This is a genomic window from Aquamicrobium terrae (assembly GCF_052978165.1).
The window spans coordinates 780,521-795,001 of sequence record NZ_JBRKLZ010000002.1; the positions used below are offsets into that span (position 1 = coordinate 780,521).

Sequence of the window (14,481 nt, forward strand, 5' to 3'; positions counted from 1 at the left end):
GGCTCAGCCTTTCGCATAGCGGGCAGCGTCGAACTTACTCATGTCCAGTGCCGGCGCACGCCCGGCGACCAGCCCCGCCAGAACCTGCGCGAAACTGGGGCCGAGCGTGAAGGCCGAACCGCCGGTGGCCACGAAGGCGCCGGGTTGGCCGGGCACCGGGCCGACCAGCGGCAACTGGTCGGGAGTGATCGTCGTGGTGCCCACCCAACTGCGCAGCATCGCCAGGCCGGCGAGTTCGGGGAGCACGCGGATCGCCATCGCCGCATTGCCGGCAAGGCTGTCACGCAGAAGGTCAGGCTTGGCGTCGAAATCCGGATGGCCGTCCGCGCCCAGCGGCAGCCGCGCCGGCCAGCCGCCGCCAATCAGGATGTTGCCGTCCAGCGCCTGCTTCAGCGACAGTCGCCCGCCGGCGTGCTGGATCAGATGCGACATCAGCTTCGGAATGCGCAGGCTGACGCTCATGGTCAGCGCCAGTGGTACGGTGGGCAGATAGGCCCCCATCATTTCGCCCAGTTTCGTCGTCCAGACACCGGCGGCGATCACCACGGCATCCGCAGTCACCCGGTCCCGCATCCCGACCCCGCGATCCTGCAGATCCACCTGCCAGCACCCGCCCTGCCGCGAGAGAGCGACGACCTCGCAGCGGGTGCGGATTTCCGCGCCCGCGCGCAAAGCGGCACGGGCCATCGCCGGGGCGGCGGTGCGGGCATCGGCCTTGCCCTCGACCGGACACCACGCGGCCGCGATCACACGGGGCGAAAGATAGGGCGCGATACGGTCGATCCCCGCCCGATCGATCACACTGATATCGAGGCCCCATGCGCGCTCTATCTCGGTTTTCTGCTCCAGCAGGGCGACCTGCGCAGCATCCTCAGCGATCATCATGCCGCCGGACTGCTTGACCTCGATGTCTTCGCCGGTCAGGGCGGGCAGTTCCGACCACAGCCGCGCTGCTTCCAGATGCAGGGGCATGGCCTCGGCGGCCTTGCGGGCGGCATCCAGCCCGCGCTCGATCATGCGATATTCAAGCTGGAAATGCAGACTGCCCGCATTACGACCGGAAGCATGCTGGTTGATCTGGTCGCGCTCGACCAGCAGAACCTGCCCGCCGTCGCGCCCGATCATCCAGGCGGTGATGCAGCCCAGAAGGCCGCCTCCGATCACCACCGCATCATAGTGTCGGCCCATCAGAGCGGCCGGGTCTCGATGCCCAGGGCGTGCAGGGTATCGGCGACGCGCTGCACTTCGCCATCGGTCAGTTCCAGCAGCGGGTCACGCACGAAGCCCGCCGGCACCCCCCGCAGCCGCAGCGCGGTCTTCATAATCGCCTGCTGGTTGCCGAACTGCGCGCCGTAATTTGGCTGGAACCAGGCCTGCATGACCACACGGTCCCGTTCACCCAGCCGGATGGCGCGGTCGCGGTCGCCCTCTGCGATCGCGCGCCAGAAATCGGGATGGTCGGCGCCCAGCACGCCGCCTGAGCCCATCAGCCCGTCCCCATGCCCCAGCAGCGCGAGATCGGCACCCAAAGCCGAGGTCGGCAAGCCGAAATAGCGCACCCGCCCCTCGACCCGGTACATGGTCGAAAGGAACGAGGCGAAATCGCCGGTAGAGTTCTTGATGGCCACAACGTTGTCGATATCCGCCAGTTCGTCCAGCAGGTCGGGGTCCATGTCCACGATGCAGCCGCGGGGCCAGTTGTAGATGGTCATCGGAATGTCGGTGGCGTCCGAAACCGTGCGATAGAAGTTCACGATCTCGCGCCGGTTCGGCACCATATAGGGCGGCGGGGTCAAAAGGATGCCGTCCAGCCCGGCCTTTTCGGCGGCGCGGGCGTGGGTGATCGCCTCGGCCGGCGTGAAGGCATTGCAGGCGCCGATCACCACCAGCCCCAGCCCGCGCCAGCGGGCGCCGGCCTCGAACAGGTCGGCGCGTTCGGCCGTGGTCATGCTGAACCACTCCCCGCTGGTGCCCGCAAGTATGACGCCATGCATGCGCTCGGCTGCCAGCCAGTCCATCTGGCCCGCGAAGGAGTCGAGGTCCAGCCGTCCAGCGCGGTCGAAGGGGGTGGTGATGGCGGGAATATAGCCCGTCCAGGCGACGCTGTTGCGATCCATGTCGATCTCCTTCGATGAAAGGGGGGCGCTTACGCGCCCGCCCGTGTCTTGACCGGTTCGCCGTTCGCGGCCTCGAAGGTGCGACCCCAGCCCGTCCAGGCGGCAACGATCATCACCACCGTCAGCACCAGCGGATAAAGGGTGACAGGAAACAGCGCGAAGGTCGATTGCGCCGGCGTCCCCTCATAGCCCGAGGTCAGCAGCGCCCCGATGAACAGATAGGCGCTCAGAACCGGCACCACCGAGGCGAGGCCAAGGGCAAAGCAATCCATGATGTTCGAGCGCCGATAGGGATGCAGGCCCACGCGTGCGCCCAACTCGTCGGCGATGGGGCCAAAGGCCAGCATCGCGGCCGAATTCACGCCGCCGAACAGCAGCGTGGTGGCCGATACGCCGATACCGATGGCAAATTCCACGCCGCGCGGGCTCGACGCCATGGCGCTGGAGGTGATCCGGTCGATCATCATCTCCATCACGCCGGCGCCGCGCAGTACGCCCATGATGCCGAAGACCGAGATCACCAGCGCCACCGTGCCCAGCATGGAGTTCACGCCGTCATAGAGGAAGCCGCTGGGATTGCCGTCGGTCACGCCGATGATGGCATCGACGGTCAGCAGGCCGGTGGCCAGCCCAGTGATCGAGCCGAGGATCAGCCCCACCGTCACCGCCTTGAAGATGTCGCGTGTAACCATCGCCACGATCAGCATGATTGCCACCGGGATCAGCATCAGCAACGGCGCCGGGCTGGCATTGCCGGAAAACTCCGCCACCACGGTTCCGGCATTGTCCGAGGACATGCCGATGAACAGGAATAGCAGCGCCGAAATGACGGCCGCCGTCAGCGCATAGCGCGCCCGGTGCCGCACGACGCCGCCGATATCGGCCACGGCATTCCTCGTGCGGTAACGCTGGGAAGAGGATGAAATGATCGTGGTGTCCGAGATGGGCGCGAGGTTGTCGCCCAGGATCGCCGCCGACAGGATCGCGCCGGCCAGCGGTGCCGGGTCGGCACCAATGGTGATGCCGGCTGCGTAGAAGATCGGGAAGGCGGTGAACATGGTGCCGATCGACGAGCCCGTGGCCATCGAGATCGCGGCGACCGCGACGAACACGAAGAAGGTGTAGTAGCCCACGTTCAGCCCGGTCTCCTGAGCCAACCAGACGAAGCCGGAGGCAACGCCCGTGGTCTTGATCAGCGCCGAGATCATGCCGACCATAAACAGGATGACGATGATCGCCACCGAGGTCTCGCTGCCGATACCGCGCAGGGCGTGTTCCCAGAATTTTGTGTAGTCGCGGGCAAAGAGTGCACCGATCAGCAGCGAAACGAAGCCTCCCATTGCCAGCGCCGTCATGTCGAAGGCCTTGAAGACGACGAAGTAGAGTACGCACAGGCACAGGAAGACCAGGGCGGGCAGGAACGCCATCCCGATGCCTCCCCGGAAGCGAAGGAGCGAGTTGTTCATGATGAATTCCCTGTTGGGGTTTCAGCCCTGGGCCGCGCGCAGTACGAGGTCGCTGGCCGGGTCGGTGATCTGCTGCAATTCAACGAAATTGCCATCGGGGTCGCGGCAATAGCACAGCCGCATCGGCCCCACATCCACGGGCGCCGAGACGAATGGCACCCCGGCCGCCGACAGTCGCGCATGGTCGGCAATCACGTCGTCGCTGTCGAAGCAAACATGCGCGAAGCCTTGCTGGTACAGCGCGCGGTCGTCGCTTCGGGTCGAGGCCGGTTGCTTGTATTCAAACAGTTCGAGGAAGGCAGTGCCGGCCTTCAGCAACACCGAGCGCGCGGTCGAATCCGCCACGCCGGTAATGCCTGCGGCAAAGCCGGACATGTCGGTTCCTGCCTCCCAGCCGAAGCCGAAGACCTCGGTAAAGCCCAGCAGGTCCCGATAAAAGGGCAGCAGGCGGTCGATATCGCCGGTGGTTATGGCCGGATGATGGATGCCCCGGATCATGTGGACCTCCCACAGGCGCAGGCGATGGCTTCGACCTCGACCAGCAGGTCGGGCGAGAACAACCGGGTGATACCGACAAGCGTGCTGGCCGGGGTGTTGCCAACAGCGGCGAAGGGGCCGATCAGCGAAGCCCAGTTCGCCAGCGTAGCGTCCATATCGGTCGTATAGACGCGGATGCCGGTGACGTTGGAATAATCCATGCCAGCCTGCTTCAGCACCTCGCCCAGGTTCGCCACGGCAAGCTGCAACTGCCCTGCCATGTCGTCCTTGTGCTGGGGCGCGCCATTGGCGTCGGTGGCGCATTGCCCTGACAAGGTCAGGATTCGGCTGGCGCTCGTAACCTCCTTGGCATGGGCAAATCCAAAGCCCGCCTGCCAGTTCCAGGGATTGATTTCGCGCATTTCCATCATGTCCTCCCATGCTGGTTTGGCCGCTCCACGCTGGACGCAGGCGGCGATGCCCTCATTCGACACGTCACAAAGGTTGCAATCAATGTCGGATTCATGCCAAGAATGTTGCATTCAGCGCAACGATCTTACGGATATTCCGCGACTTATCGTCAAATTGGGCATGATGTTGCGCCAGCAGTGCTTGGGACGCAATTTCGTGAGGGGTTGACTTGACCATTGATGACCGCCGGGTGAGGTTCCTGTTTCAGGCATGGCGCAGCGGCTCGATGCGGGCCGCCGCCGATGTGCTGGAGGTGGCGCCGTCCTCGATCAGCCGCCAGATCGCGCAGCTGGAGCGTGAGGTCGGGACCCGCCTGATCGAGCATGGCCAGCGCGAGATCCGGCTGACGGAAGCCGGACAGGCGGTCATCGAATACTACCGCACCCGGCAGGCCAGCATCGAGGCATTGCGCGGGCAGCTTCTGGACCTGACCACCGCGCGCTCGGGACATGTGCAGCTTGCGCTCGGCGAGGGATTTCTGGGCGAAGCGCTTTACGACACGCTGGATGGATTCATGGATGCCTGGCCGGGTTTTACACTGTCGGTGAACGTGACCGACACCCCGCGCATGGTGCAGGCGCTGCTGGAGGACGAGGTGCATTTCGGCCTCGGCTTTCATCCGCTGTCGCATCCGCAGATCGTGTCGCGCTTCCGGGCACCGGTGCCGCTGAAGGCGATCATGCATGTCGCGCATCCTCTGGCCGGACGCACCAGCATCTCGATCGCCGAGCTTTGCGCGCAGCCGCTGGCATTGATGGGCCAAGGTTTCCGCATCCGCCAGACTATCGACATTGCGGCAACCGATGCCGGCCAGACGGTGGCACCGGTGTTGACCACCAACTCCATCGCGCTGCTGATCCGTACCGCCTGCGCACGGCGGGGTGTGACGGTTCTGCCGGAGTTCAGTGTCGGTTCCGAACTGTCTAGCGGCCGGCTGGTCGCCGTCCGCATCGAGGCCCCACAATTACAGGCGGTCTATGTCCACCTGATCGCACGGCGCAACCGCCAGTTCTCGCCACAACTGACCGCGCTGGCGGAGCAGATTGGCAGGCGGCTGGTCCCCGCCGCGCTGAGCGAGGCGCGGGCACCGTCGGATTGAGGGAGAAAGGACGGGTCAAGCAGATCAGCGCGCCGCCTTTCGGTTCCTACGCAGGCTCAGGCACTACAGTGGCAATGATCGAGGCATCCAGCGCCTCGTAGGCGGCAAGGCCGATCGTGTCGTAGAGCTCAGCGCGGGTCTGCATTTCTGGCACCATAGCCTTTGCCGATCCGTCGCGTTTCAACGTGGCATAGAGCTTTTCCTGGGCCTTGTTGGCGACGCGCAACGACGATACCGGCCAGATCACCATCCTGTAGCCCATGGCCTCGAACTCGTCGGCGGTGAAGAAAGGCGTGCGGCCGAATTCGGTCATGTTGGCGAGCAGCGGCACGCCCGGCATGTGCGCGGCGAACTCGCGAAACATGTCGGCCGTGGTCAGCGCCTCGGGGAAGATCGCATCGGCGCCGGCTTCCATGTAGAGCTTTGCCCGCGCGACGGCCCCGTCGATGCCTTCGCTGGCCGCCGCATCGGTGCGGGCGATGATGTAGAGGTGGCGGCGGGCTTTTGCCGCGGCGGCGACCTTGGTCGCCATGTCGTTGGCGGCGGCCAGCTTCTTGTCATTGAGGTGGCCGCACTTCTTGGGCAAGAGCTGGTCTTCGATGTGGACCGCGCCGGCGCCCGCATCCTCGAAGGTGCGTACCATATGCATCACGTTGAGTGCCTCTCCATAGCCGGTGTCGCCATCGACCAGCAGCGGCAGACCGGACGCGCGGGCGATCTGGCGGATGAAGAAGGCCACCTCGTCGACGGTGATGATGCCGAGGTCGGGAATGCCCATCGAGGCCGTCATGGCCGCGCCCGACAGGTAGAGCCCCTCGAAGCCTGCGGCTCTGGCCTGCAAGGCGGCCATGCCGTTATGGGTTCCGGGAAGCCTTGCGATGCCGCCGCGCTCGACCAGCGCCCTGAAGCGCTCGCCCGCGGGTTTCTGCGGAAAGTCCGAAGATACGAGATAGGGCATGCTTTTCCTCAGGCTGCCTTGGAGTTTTCGGCCGGTCGGCCACGACGTTCGATCGGCACGAATTCCAGATTCTCCTGCCCGACATAGTTGGCGGACGGACGAATGATCTTGTTGTCCTGTCGTTGCTCGATGATATGCGCCGCCCAGCCGCTGGTGCGCGAGATGACGAAGAGCGGCGTGAACATGGCCGTCGGCACGCCCATCATGTGATAAGACACCGCGCTGAACCAGTCGAGGTTCGGGAACATGCTCTTGGCGTCGGCCATGGTCTGCTCGATGCGCTCGGCGATGTCGAACATCTTCGTCGATCCGGCCTCGACCGAAAGCTGGCGGGCGACGGTCTTGATGACCTTGTTGCGCGGATCGCTCACCGTATAGACCGGGTGGCCGAAGCCGATTACAACCTCCTTCGCCTCGATGCGGCGGCGGATATCGGCTTCCGCCTCTTCGGGATCGGCATAGCGCTTCTGGATTTCGAAGGCGACCTCGTTCGCGCCCCCATGCTTCGGCCCGCGCAGCGCGCCGATGGCCCCGGTGATGGCCGAGTAGACGTCCGAGCCGGTGCCGGCGATCATGCGCCCGGTGAAGGTCGAGGCGTTGAACTCGTGCTCCGCATAAAGGATCAGCGAGACGTGCATCGCCTTCACATGCGCGGCCTTCGGCGCCTTGCCGTGCAGAAGGTGCAGGAAGTGGCCGCCGATGCTGTCGTCATCGGTCTCGACCTCGATGCGCCGGCCGTTGTGGGCGTGGTGGTGCCAGTAGAGCAGCATCGAGCCGAGCGAGGCCATCAGCCGGTCGGCAATGTCGCGCGCGCCGGGCAGATTGTGGTCGGCTGCCTCCGGCAGCATGCAGCCGAGGGCCGAGACACCCGAACGCAGCACGTCCATCGGATGGGTAGCGGCCGGCAGCAGTTCCAGGGTGCGCTTGACCGCCTCGGGCAGACCGCGCAGCGCCTTCAGCTTCGCCTTGTAGGCAGCGAGTTCAGCCTGCGTCGGCAGCGTGCCGTGGACGAGGAGATGGGCAATCTCCTCAAACTCGCAGGTCTCGGCCACGTCGAGAATGTCATAGCCGCGATAGTGAAGGTCGTTGCCTGTGCGGCCGACCGTGCACAGCGCGGTGTTGCCGGCGACCACACCGGACAGGGCGACGGACTTCTTCGGCTTCAATGCTGTCATCGTCTCCTCCCTATCGCTTCCAGTCGAAAATGCCGGTAGCGGCAGCCGGGCCAAGCTTGTCCGGCTGGACCGTGAAGGTCAGGCCGGCCAGTTCCACCGGCTTCAGCTCCATCAGCCGCTCCACGGTGGCAATGAAGCGGTCCTGCTCGGCCTTTTCCACGACACCCTCGGCCAGCGTGCGGAACTTGTTGACGTAGTCCGGGCGGGTGAAGGGACGCGCGCCCAGCGGATGCGCATCGGCGATCGCCAGCTCATCCTCGATGATCGAACCATCCTGAAGGGTGACGGTGACACGGCCGCCGAACGCCTTTTCCTTCGGATCATAGCTGTGGTAGCGGCGCGTCCATTCCGGGTCCTCCACGGTGGAGATATTGCGCCACAGGGCCACCGTTTCCGGCCGGTTGGCGCGTTCGGGCGCATAGGAGCGCTCGTGATGCCAGCCGCCGTCTTCCAGAGCCACGGCGAAGATGTACATGATCGAATGGTCGAGCGTTTCGCGGCTGGCCTTCGGGTCCATCTTCTGCGGATCGTTGGCGCCGGTGCCGATTACGTAATGGGTGTGATGGCTGGTGTGGATGCGGATGTCTTTCACCTTGGTCAGGTCGCCGACTTTCGGACCCATGCGGCGGGCAAGATCGATCAGCGCCTGGCTCTGGTACTCGGCCGAATGCTCCTTTGTGTAGGTGTCCATGATGGCGCGCTTGGCCTCCCCCTTTTCGGGCAGCGGTACGACATATTCGGCGCCCGGGCCGGAGAGCAGCCAGGCAATGAACCCGTCCTCACCCTCCCATGCCGGCGACGGAGCCCCCTCCCCGCGCATCACGCGGTCGACCGCTTCCACCGCCATCTTGCCGCCGAACGCCGGCGCATAGGCCTTCCAGCTCGAAATCTCGCCCTTGCGCGACTGGCGCGTGGTGGTCGTCACATGCAGCGCCTGCTGCACGGCCTGATAGGTAACGTCTGCCGAAAGGCCGAGCGCCGTGCCGATGCCGGCGGCGACCGAGGGCCCAAGATGGGCAATGTGGTCGATCTTATGCTTATGCAGGCAGATGCCCTTCACCAGATTGACCTGCACCTCGTAGCCGGTGGCGATGCCCCTGGCCAGCGCCGCGCCCGACAGGCCGCAATGTTGGGCCACGGCAAGGATCGGCGGAATGTTGTCGCCCGGATGCGAATAGTCGGCGGCAAGGAAAGTGTCGTGGAAATCCAGTTCGCGCACAGCAACGCCGTTCGCCCACGCCGCCCATTCCGGCGAAACGCGTTTCGCGGTGGAAAGACCGAACACGGTCGCGCCCGGCAGGAAGGGATGCGCCACTGCCTGTGCCCGGGCGCTGACGACCGGGCGGCGCGCCAGCGATGCGGCGGCGACGGCCGCATTGTCGATGATGCGGTTTCCGATCATCTCCACCACATCGGCGTCGAGCGCCACGTTGTCGGCCGCCACGGACGCGATCTTCCAGGCAAGCTGATCCTCACGGGCGAGCTTTTCGGCGGATTTGTAGGTACGAACCTTATGCAACTTCACGAATCGGCATCCTTCACTGACGGTTGATCTTCCTGGAGCGGAATGGGCATCTGCACGCCATCGGCATCGACCGTCAGAAAGCGAGGCGCGACTTGTTCCGATCTGATCGTCTGCATGTTCCGGCATCGATGCTCCGATGGGCTTTTCAACTCCGCACTATCCGCATAGGATAAGAGGCGTAAATGGCTGAAAATGCAGAGTTTTGTGAAGGGCAATCCGTGAATATGCAAAGTTTGCAAAGGTATCGGCAGCGAGGCCGACCATGAAGAAGGCGTTCATGGGCGTGCGGTTAAAGCGGCTGCGCGAGGAGCGCAAACTCACCCAGCAGGCGCTGGCTGACGCGCTCGGCATCTCGCTTTCCTATTTCAACCAGATCGAGAACAATCAACGGCCGCTGACCGTGCCGGTGCTGCTGAGGCTCAACGCCGCGTTTGGCATGGACGTGCAGCTCTTCTCCGACAATGACGATGCACGGCTGATCGGCGAGCTGCGGGAGGCGCTGTCCGATCCGGCGCTGGGCGAACCGATTGCCTCCACCGACCTGCGCGAACTGGCCAGCAACATGCCGGCTCTGGCACGCGCCTTCATTTCCCAGAGCCGAAGGCTCAAGCAGACGAGCGAGCAGACGGCCGCCTATGCGGCAAAGCTCGGTGGCGACCGGCAGAACGAACTGATGGGACTGCCTTCGACGCCGTTCGAGGAAGTGCGCGATTTTTTCTACACCAACCGCAACTATGTCGATGCGCTCGACCGCACTGCGGAAATCGTTGCCCAGGAACTGGGCATGCCGGTTGGCCGGATGGCACCGGTGCTCGCCGGCAGACTGGAAACCAGGCACGGACTGCGGCTGGCCGATCTGAGGGAAGACGCCGGTTCCGGCATCCAGCGGCAGTTTGATCCCGAGACACGCACCCTCTGGCTGTCACGCAGGCTGCGACCTGGACAGCAGGCCTTCCAGATGGCCACGCAGCTTGCCTTCCTTGAGCAGCGCGAACTGATGGATGACCTGGTTGCCCGAGGGGCGTTCTCGAGTGACGAAGCACGATCCCTTGCTCACATCGGTCTCGCCAATTATTTCGCCGGCGCGCTCATTTTGCCCTATGCGCCATTTCTTCAACTGGCAGAGCAGTTGCGCTACGATATCGATCTGCTCGGCCGCGATTTCGGTGTCGGCTTCGAGACGGTCTGCCATCGGCTCAGCACGCTGCAGCGCCCCGAGGCGCGCGGCGTGCCCTTCTTCTTCGTCCGCGTCGACAGAGCGGGCAACATCTCCAAGCGGCAGTCGGCAACGGACTTTCACTTCTCACGGATCGGCGGAACCTGTCCGCTCTGGAACGTCTACGACGCATTCTCCAACCCCGGCGAGATACTGACCCAGGTCGCGGAGATGCCGGACGGCCGCGCCTACCTTTGGATCGCCCGAATGGTGGAGAACTCACGCGGCGGCTACCGGACGCCGGCGAAAAGGTTCGCGATCGGCCTTGGCTGCGACCTGCACCATGCCAACCGGCTTGTCTATTCGCAAGGCATTAGCCAGAACGATCCGGCCGCGCGAACGCTGATCGGCGCCGGATGCAAGGTGTGCGAACGTCCCGAATGCCCGCAAAGAGCATTCCCGCCGATCACGAAGGCACTGGCCATCGACGACCGCCAGAGTTCATTCGCGCCGTATTCGTGGGCAATCACGCCCGAAAACGCAGCGTCTCCACCAAGAGGGTGAAGGCAGACGAAGCCTGCCGCCGATGGGGGCAGCCGCAGATTGATGGCGCGATGATCAATCAGTTGCGTCGGCAAGTTCGGAACGGCATGCGCGCGAAAATAGTCTGGCGAGTCGACGATCGCCACGGGAATGTCAGGCCCGATGCGCACCGCGGTCATGTCTTTTGCCATGTCGCCGCCCAGGCGAACGCCCGCATTGAAACGCGGCGGCTAAAGTCTTACCCAGCCGAAGGCCAATCTTATCCGCCGTGTGAGTACGCCAGAACCCCTCAAAGATTGGAGGTATCGAATACGATCTGGTCGTACCACCACAGGCGCTGGAACAGCATCTTCAGCGGCTGCCTGTGACCATAAGCTTTCATCAGGTCACGAACGCTACGCACGCCGTCGATAGCGAGAACCAATTGTTTCTCCACCGAATTGATCGGCAGATAGATGTCCTTGTCGATATGCCGCCGGTTGATCAACACTCCAGCCGCACCGGGTGGCAGTTGCTCTTCAACGCATACCGTTTCCGGCAGGCGGACGGGCCGATAGTCAAGCCATGACTCTCCAGCAAAATTGATCGTCTGGTTGGCGGTCTGTTCGTCGTCCCGATAAAGAATGGCGCTGTGGCGCACCATGTTGCCCCGGAACAGCTCCATGGCCGCATATTGCTCAACCTCCCCGAGCTTGGCCAGCCGGCCATAATGCGGTGTTTTCGATGGCGCGCCGCAATACGGTAGATAGGGCGCTTGCCGCAGCCAGCGTCCGAACCGCAAACCGCCCCGTTTCACGAACTCGAAAAATTCTGGAACTGAATAGGGACGATCCCGTGGATGCAGCAGCGCATCGGCCAAGCCGGCCTCGTAGCGAAAATCGGGAGAGGCCTTCAGTAAAGGCCATAGTGCATGCCCTTGCGGCAACTGGCGCAGCGCCGTGTCAAGTTCGTGGATATCCGTTAAGGACGAGCCAATACCGAGCCGGCGGCAATAGTCCTGCAACAGATAGATGCCGGCACGGCCGTATGGAGCATACAGCATGAGATGCATAGCACCACCAGGCGCAAGTACCTCGCGTAAGGCCAGCAAACCCACATCCGGGTCCGGAAGATGGTGCAGCACACTCGTACATATGATCTGGTCGAAACGTTGGTGGAGTCCGCCGGCCTGTTCGACCGGAAGACACACCGAAGCGCTCGAATCGTCCTTCGGCTTCCCCTACAAGAATAGATGTTTGAAAGTACATTACATATAGAAGGAATTGGAGTTTTCATTGGAACAATCATCTGGATAGATAATTGTTCAGGAGAATATTGCTTAGCGACGCCGCATAGTCATTCGGCCGCCCTGCCGAAGGTACAACGCGAATGCCGAGCCAACCGGCTGCGCGGGCGTCTTTAGGTGAAATTCCGAACTCTTTCTTGAACGTCCGGCTATAAGCTGACGGATCCATAAAGCCCCATTTCTCGGCAATAGTGGAGATCGGGCTTCCATCTGTATTGTCACCCAGGGCATCGCGCGTCTTTAACAGTCGCTGTCGCCTGATATGGTTCGATACGCCTCCGGCCGGCTCGAAAATCCGATAGAGACGGGAACGGGAAATCCCAAGCTCCTGGCACAGTTTTTCCGGCGTCAGGCTCCGGTCGCCAAGACTCGCTGCGATGAGCTTGTTTGCGCGAGCCATGAGGACCGCGTCGATCGCTTCCCGTGCTTCGAGAAAATAGTCCCGGGACGGCGTAATGCAGGCAGCGAGAAGGCTGGTGGTTGCCGCAGCAATATAGGGGACATCATTCACCGTGCGACCCGGAAGGGAACCATAGAGCAAAAGGATATAATCGGCGATGAACGTCGCCATTTCCGGGCGAATGTCGAGTGTGAAGGCCTGAGAGAACGCGAAATCCCGCGGCAGGAACAGGCAAAGAACGCCATCGTCCTCGCCCTGATCTTCATGCGGCTCCGCCAGGCATTGCCAGCGCAATTGTCCTGTTTGGAATGGGGCGCCGTCGGAGGGAATGGTCTGCGGTATGGAAAGAACCCAATGATCGAAGACCGGGTTCTTCCTGCTGCTCCAGCGGCGGCGATAACCGGTCCCGGGATATTCGATGAAGGCCAATGTCAGGCCACCCAGTTGCCACACCCGCTCCCGTGCGGCGAACGACCCGAACTCGTCCCGAAGCAGTTCAACGTCGACGATATTCGAGTGCCAGCTTCGAAAAAGATCGAATTGCTCGGCCGGAGGCGCAGCCGAGGTGTCCACATCGACCGCACACGTCAACGGTTCTCCGGCACCAGTTCCGTCGCGTTCGGCTTCTCCTCGTACTTTGTCCTGCATAAGACAACTCACCGTCTGGAGGATGGTGACAGACCCAGGGAATTGTTGATCAAGAGATTGCCCAGGTTGCCGACATCCTTGATCGGCCGATCTATGCTCAGCCAAGCCGAATGCCGGACGCCCTGCCATCCGAGTTCGCGCGCCTCCTTGGGGGACAAGCCGAACTCCGCTTTGAACATCCGGCTGTAGGTCGAGGCATTGGTAAAACCCCATTCTTCGGCGATATTGGAAATCGTTCGCCTGTCCGCGCTATCGGCCAGGGCATCGCGTGTCTTAAGCAGTCGCTTGCGGCGGATGTAGTTGGAGACCCCGCCGGCCGGCTCGAAGATCCGATAGAGATGGGACCGCGAGACGCCGGCAGCGCGGCAGAGCTTGTCCGGCGCCAGGTCGCGGTCGTTGAGCTTTTCCATGATGAGTTGCGCGATACGCACGGCCGCGACTGCGGCCACCGGGCCATGTGCGGCCGAGGGATTGTCGTTGGATGGCATGAGGGCGGCCGTGAAAAGATTGGCGGTCGCCGAGACGATGTGAGGCAAATCCCCTTCTGCGAGATCAGGAACAGAGCGATGCAACAGAAGCAGGTATTCCGCAAGGAAGCTCAGTGTAGCGTCGCCGACTTCAACTCTAGACGGATCGGCTGGCAGCAAGCTGCGCGGCAAAAGGAGCGCGACGAACAGACTATCGTTGCTCGATCTGGCGTCAGGTAACGCGAGGCTCCTCAAGGCCGGCTTTCCAGTACTCATCCCGGCCTCCGGCAGCCGCGAAAACGAAACGTTCAATAACCAGTGATCCAGAATTGGCCGTTTCCGGTGCTCCCATCGAATAGTATAGCCGGAACCCGGACATGTTACGTCCATCAAAGCCAGATCGCCGAGTTGCCACACCCGCTGGCGGGCATGAAACGAGGGTCCCGCGGCCTGCTGAAGCTTGAGATCGACAAGTCCTTCGCTCCAGCTCCGGTAGAAGTCGAACTGCTCCTTGGCCGGCACCGCTGAGGTGGCGATGTCAATGGCACAACGAAGAGGCTCGTCGGCGAAGGGGTCGATGGGAATGCGGCCTGAGTTTACCCTTGCATCCATGACAACGCCCATCTTGCCGTCATCGGGGAGGCTCGTGTAGCACCACCATTGCGTCTCGCGCTTCCGGCCATCTGTCGGAGGA

At 63.0% G+C, this 14,481-nt stretch carries 13 protein-coding genes and 2 pseudogenes; 2 read left to right on the forward strand and 13 right to left on the reverse strand.

The window, feature by feature from the left end:
* Positions 1-3: 3 nt before the first annotated feature.
* Genes ACVCNR_RS20890 through ACVCNR_RS20910 form a run of 5 tightly spaced genes read right to left on the reverse strand, consistent with a single transcriptional unit; the run spans position 4 to position 4,488 of the window.
* Positions 4-1,188 carry an NAD(P)/FAD-dependent oxidoreductase gene (locus ACVCNR_RS20890; RefSeq protein WP_447076322.1) on the reverse strand — a complete coding sequence of 395 codons (1,185 nt, stop codon included), beginning with the start codon at positions 1,186-1,188 and terminating at the stop codon, positions 4-6.
* The gene (locus ACVCNR_RS20895; RefSeq protein WP_447076323.1) at positions 1,188-2,117 is read right to left on the reverse strand and encodes a dihydrodipicolinate synthase family protein; all 930 of its coding nucleotides are present in this window, start codon (positions 2,115-2,117) and stop codon (positions 1,188-1,190) included. The genes ACVCNR_RS20890 and ACVCNR_RS20895 overlap by 1 nt, the downstream gene beginning before the upstream one ends.
* A gap of 29 nt (positions 2,118-2,146) precedes the next feature.
* Entirely contained in the window at positions 2,147-3,583 is a 1,437-nt protein-coding gene (locus ACVCNR_RS20900; RefSeq protein WP_447076324.1) for a Na+/H+ antiporter NhaC family protein, read from the reverse strand.
* Positions 3,584-3,604: 21 nt separating this feature from the next.
* A complete protein-coding gene (locus ACVCNR_RS20905; RefSeq protein WP_447076325.1) occupies positions 3,605-4,081 on the reverse strand; it encodes a VOC family protein in 477 nt (158 codons plus the stop codon).
* On the reverse strand, positions 4,078-4,488 hold the full coding sequence (locus ACVCNR_RS20910) for a RidA family protein (protein WP_447076326.1): 411 nt from the start codon (positions 4,486-4,488) through the stop codon (positions 4,078-4,080). The genes ACVCNR_RS20905 and ACVCNR_RS20910 overlap by 4 nt, the downstream gene beginning before the upstream one ends.
* 212 nt (positions 4,489-4,700) lie before the next feature.
* Between ACVCNR_RS20910 and ACVCNR_RS20915 the strand changes: the two genes are divergently transcribed.
* A complete protein-coding gene (locus ACVCNR_RS20915) occupies positions 4,701-5,630 on the forward strand; it encodes a LysR family transcriptional regulator (protein WP_447076327.1) in 930 nt (309 codons plus the stop codon).
* Positions 5,631-5,676: 46 nt separating this feature from the next.
* Here ACVCNR_RS20915 and prpB read toward each other — a convergent pair whose 3' ends face one another.
* Genes prpB through ACVCNR_RS20930 form a run of 3 tightly spaced genes read right to left on the reverse strand, consistent with a single transcriptional unit; the run spans position 5,677 to position 9,288 of the window.
* On the reverse strand, positions 5,677-6,588 hold the full coding sequence (gene prpB / locus ACVCNR_RS20920) for a methylisocitrate lyase (protein ID WP_354198866.1): 912 nt from the start codon (positions 6,586-6,588) through the stop codon (positions 5,677-5,679).
* Between the two features lie 8 nt (positions 6,589-6,596).
* Entirely contained in the window at positions 6,597-7,763 is a 1,167-nt protein-coding gene (prpC, locus tag ACVCNR_RS20925) for a bifunctional 2-methylcitrate synthase/citrate synthase (protein WP_447076328.1), read from the reverse strand.
* Positions 7,764-7,773: 10 nt separating this feature from the next.
* On the reverse strand, positions 7,774-9,288 hold the full coding sequence (locus ACVCNR_RS20930; RefSeq protein ID WP_447076329.1) for an MmgE/PrpD family protein: 1,515 nt from the start codon (positions 9,286-9,288) through the stop codon (positions 7,774-7,776).
* 262 nt (positions 9,289-9,550) lie between these two features.
* On the opposite strand from ACVCNR_RS20930, the gene relB reads away from it, so the two are divergent.
* Complete coding sequence (gene relB, locus ACVCNR_RS20935) at positions 9,551-11,008, forward strand: type II toxin-antitoxin system RelB family anti-toxin (RefSeq protein ID WP_447076330.1); 1,458 nt, start codon at positions 9,551-9,553, stop codon at positions 11,006-11,008.
* 20 nt (positions 11,009-11,028) lie between these two features.
* Here the strand turns inward: relB and ACVCNR_RS20940 are convergent.
* The 5 genes and pseudogenes from ACVCNR_RS20940 to ACVCNR_RS20960 form a co-directional block, all read right to left on the reverse strand.
* Positions 11,029-11,211: pseudogene (locus tag ACVCNR_RS20940) on the reverse strand (LysR family transcriptional regulator); the annotation flags it as partial.
* A 65-nt stretch (positions 11,212-11,276) separates the two neighbouring features.
* On the reverse strand, positions 11,277-12,038 hold the full coding sequence (locus tag ACVCNR_RS20945; RefSeq protein WP_447076702.1) for a hypothetical protein: 762 nt from the start codon (positions 12,036-12,038) through the stop codon (positions 11,277-11,279).
* 9 nt (positions 12,039-12,047) lie between these two features.
* Positions 12,048-12,176, reverse strand: a pseudogene (locus ACVCNR_RS20950) (hypothetical protein); the annotation flags it as partial.
* 94 nt (positions 12,177-12,270) lie between these two features.
* Positions 12,271-13,320, reverse strand: a complete 1,050-nt coding sequence (locus ACVCNR_RS20955; RefSeq protein ID WP_447076331.1) for a helix-turn-helix domain-containing protein — start codon at positions 13,318-13,320, stop codon at positions 12,271-12,273.
* Positions 13,321-13,328: 8 nt separating this feature from the next.
* Complete coding sequence (locus tag ACVCNR_RS20960; protein ID WP_447076332.1) at positions 13,329-14,411, reverse strand: helix-turn-helix domain-containing protein; 1,083 nt, start codon at positions 14,409-14,411, stop codon at positions 13,329-13,331.
* Between the last annotated feature and the right edge of the window lie 70 nt (positions 14,412-14,481).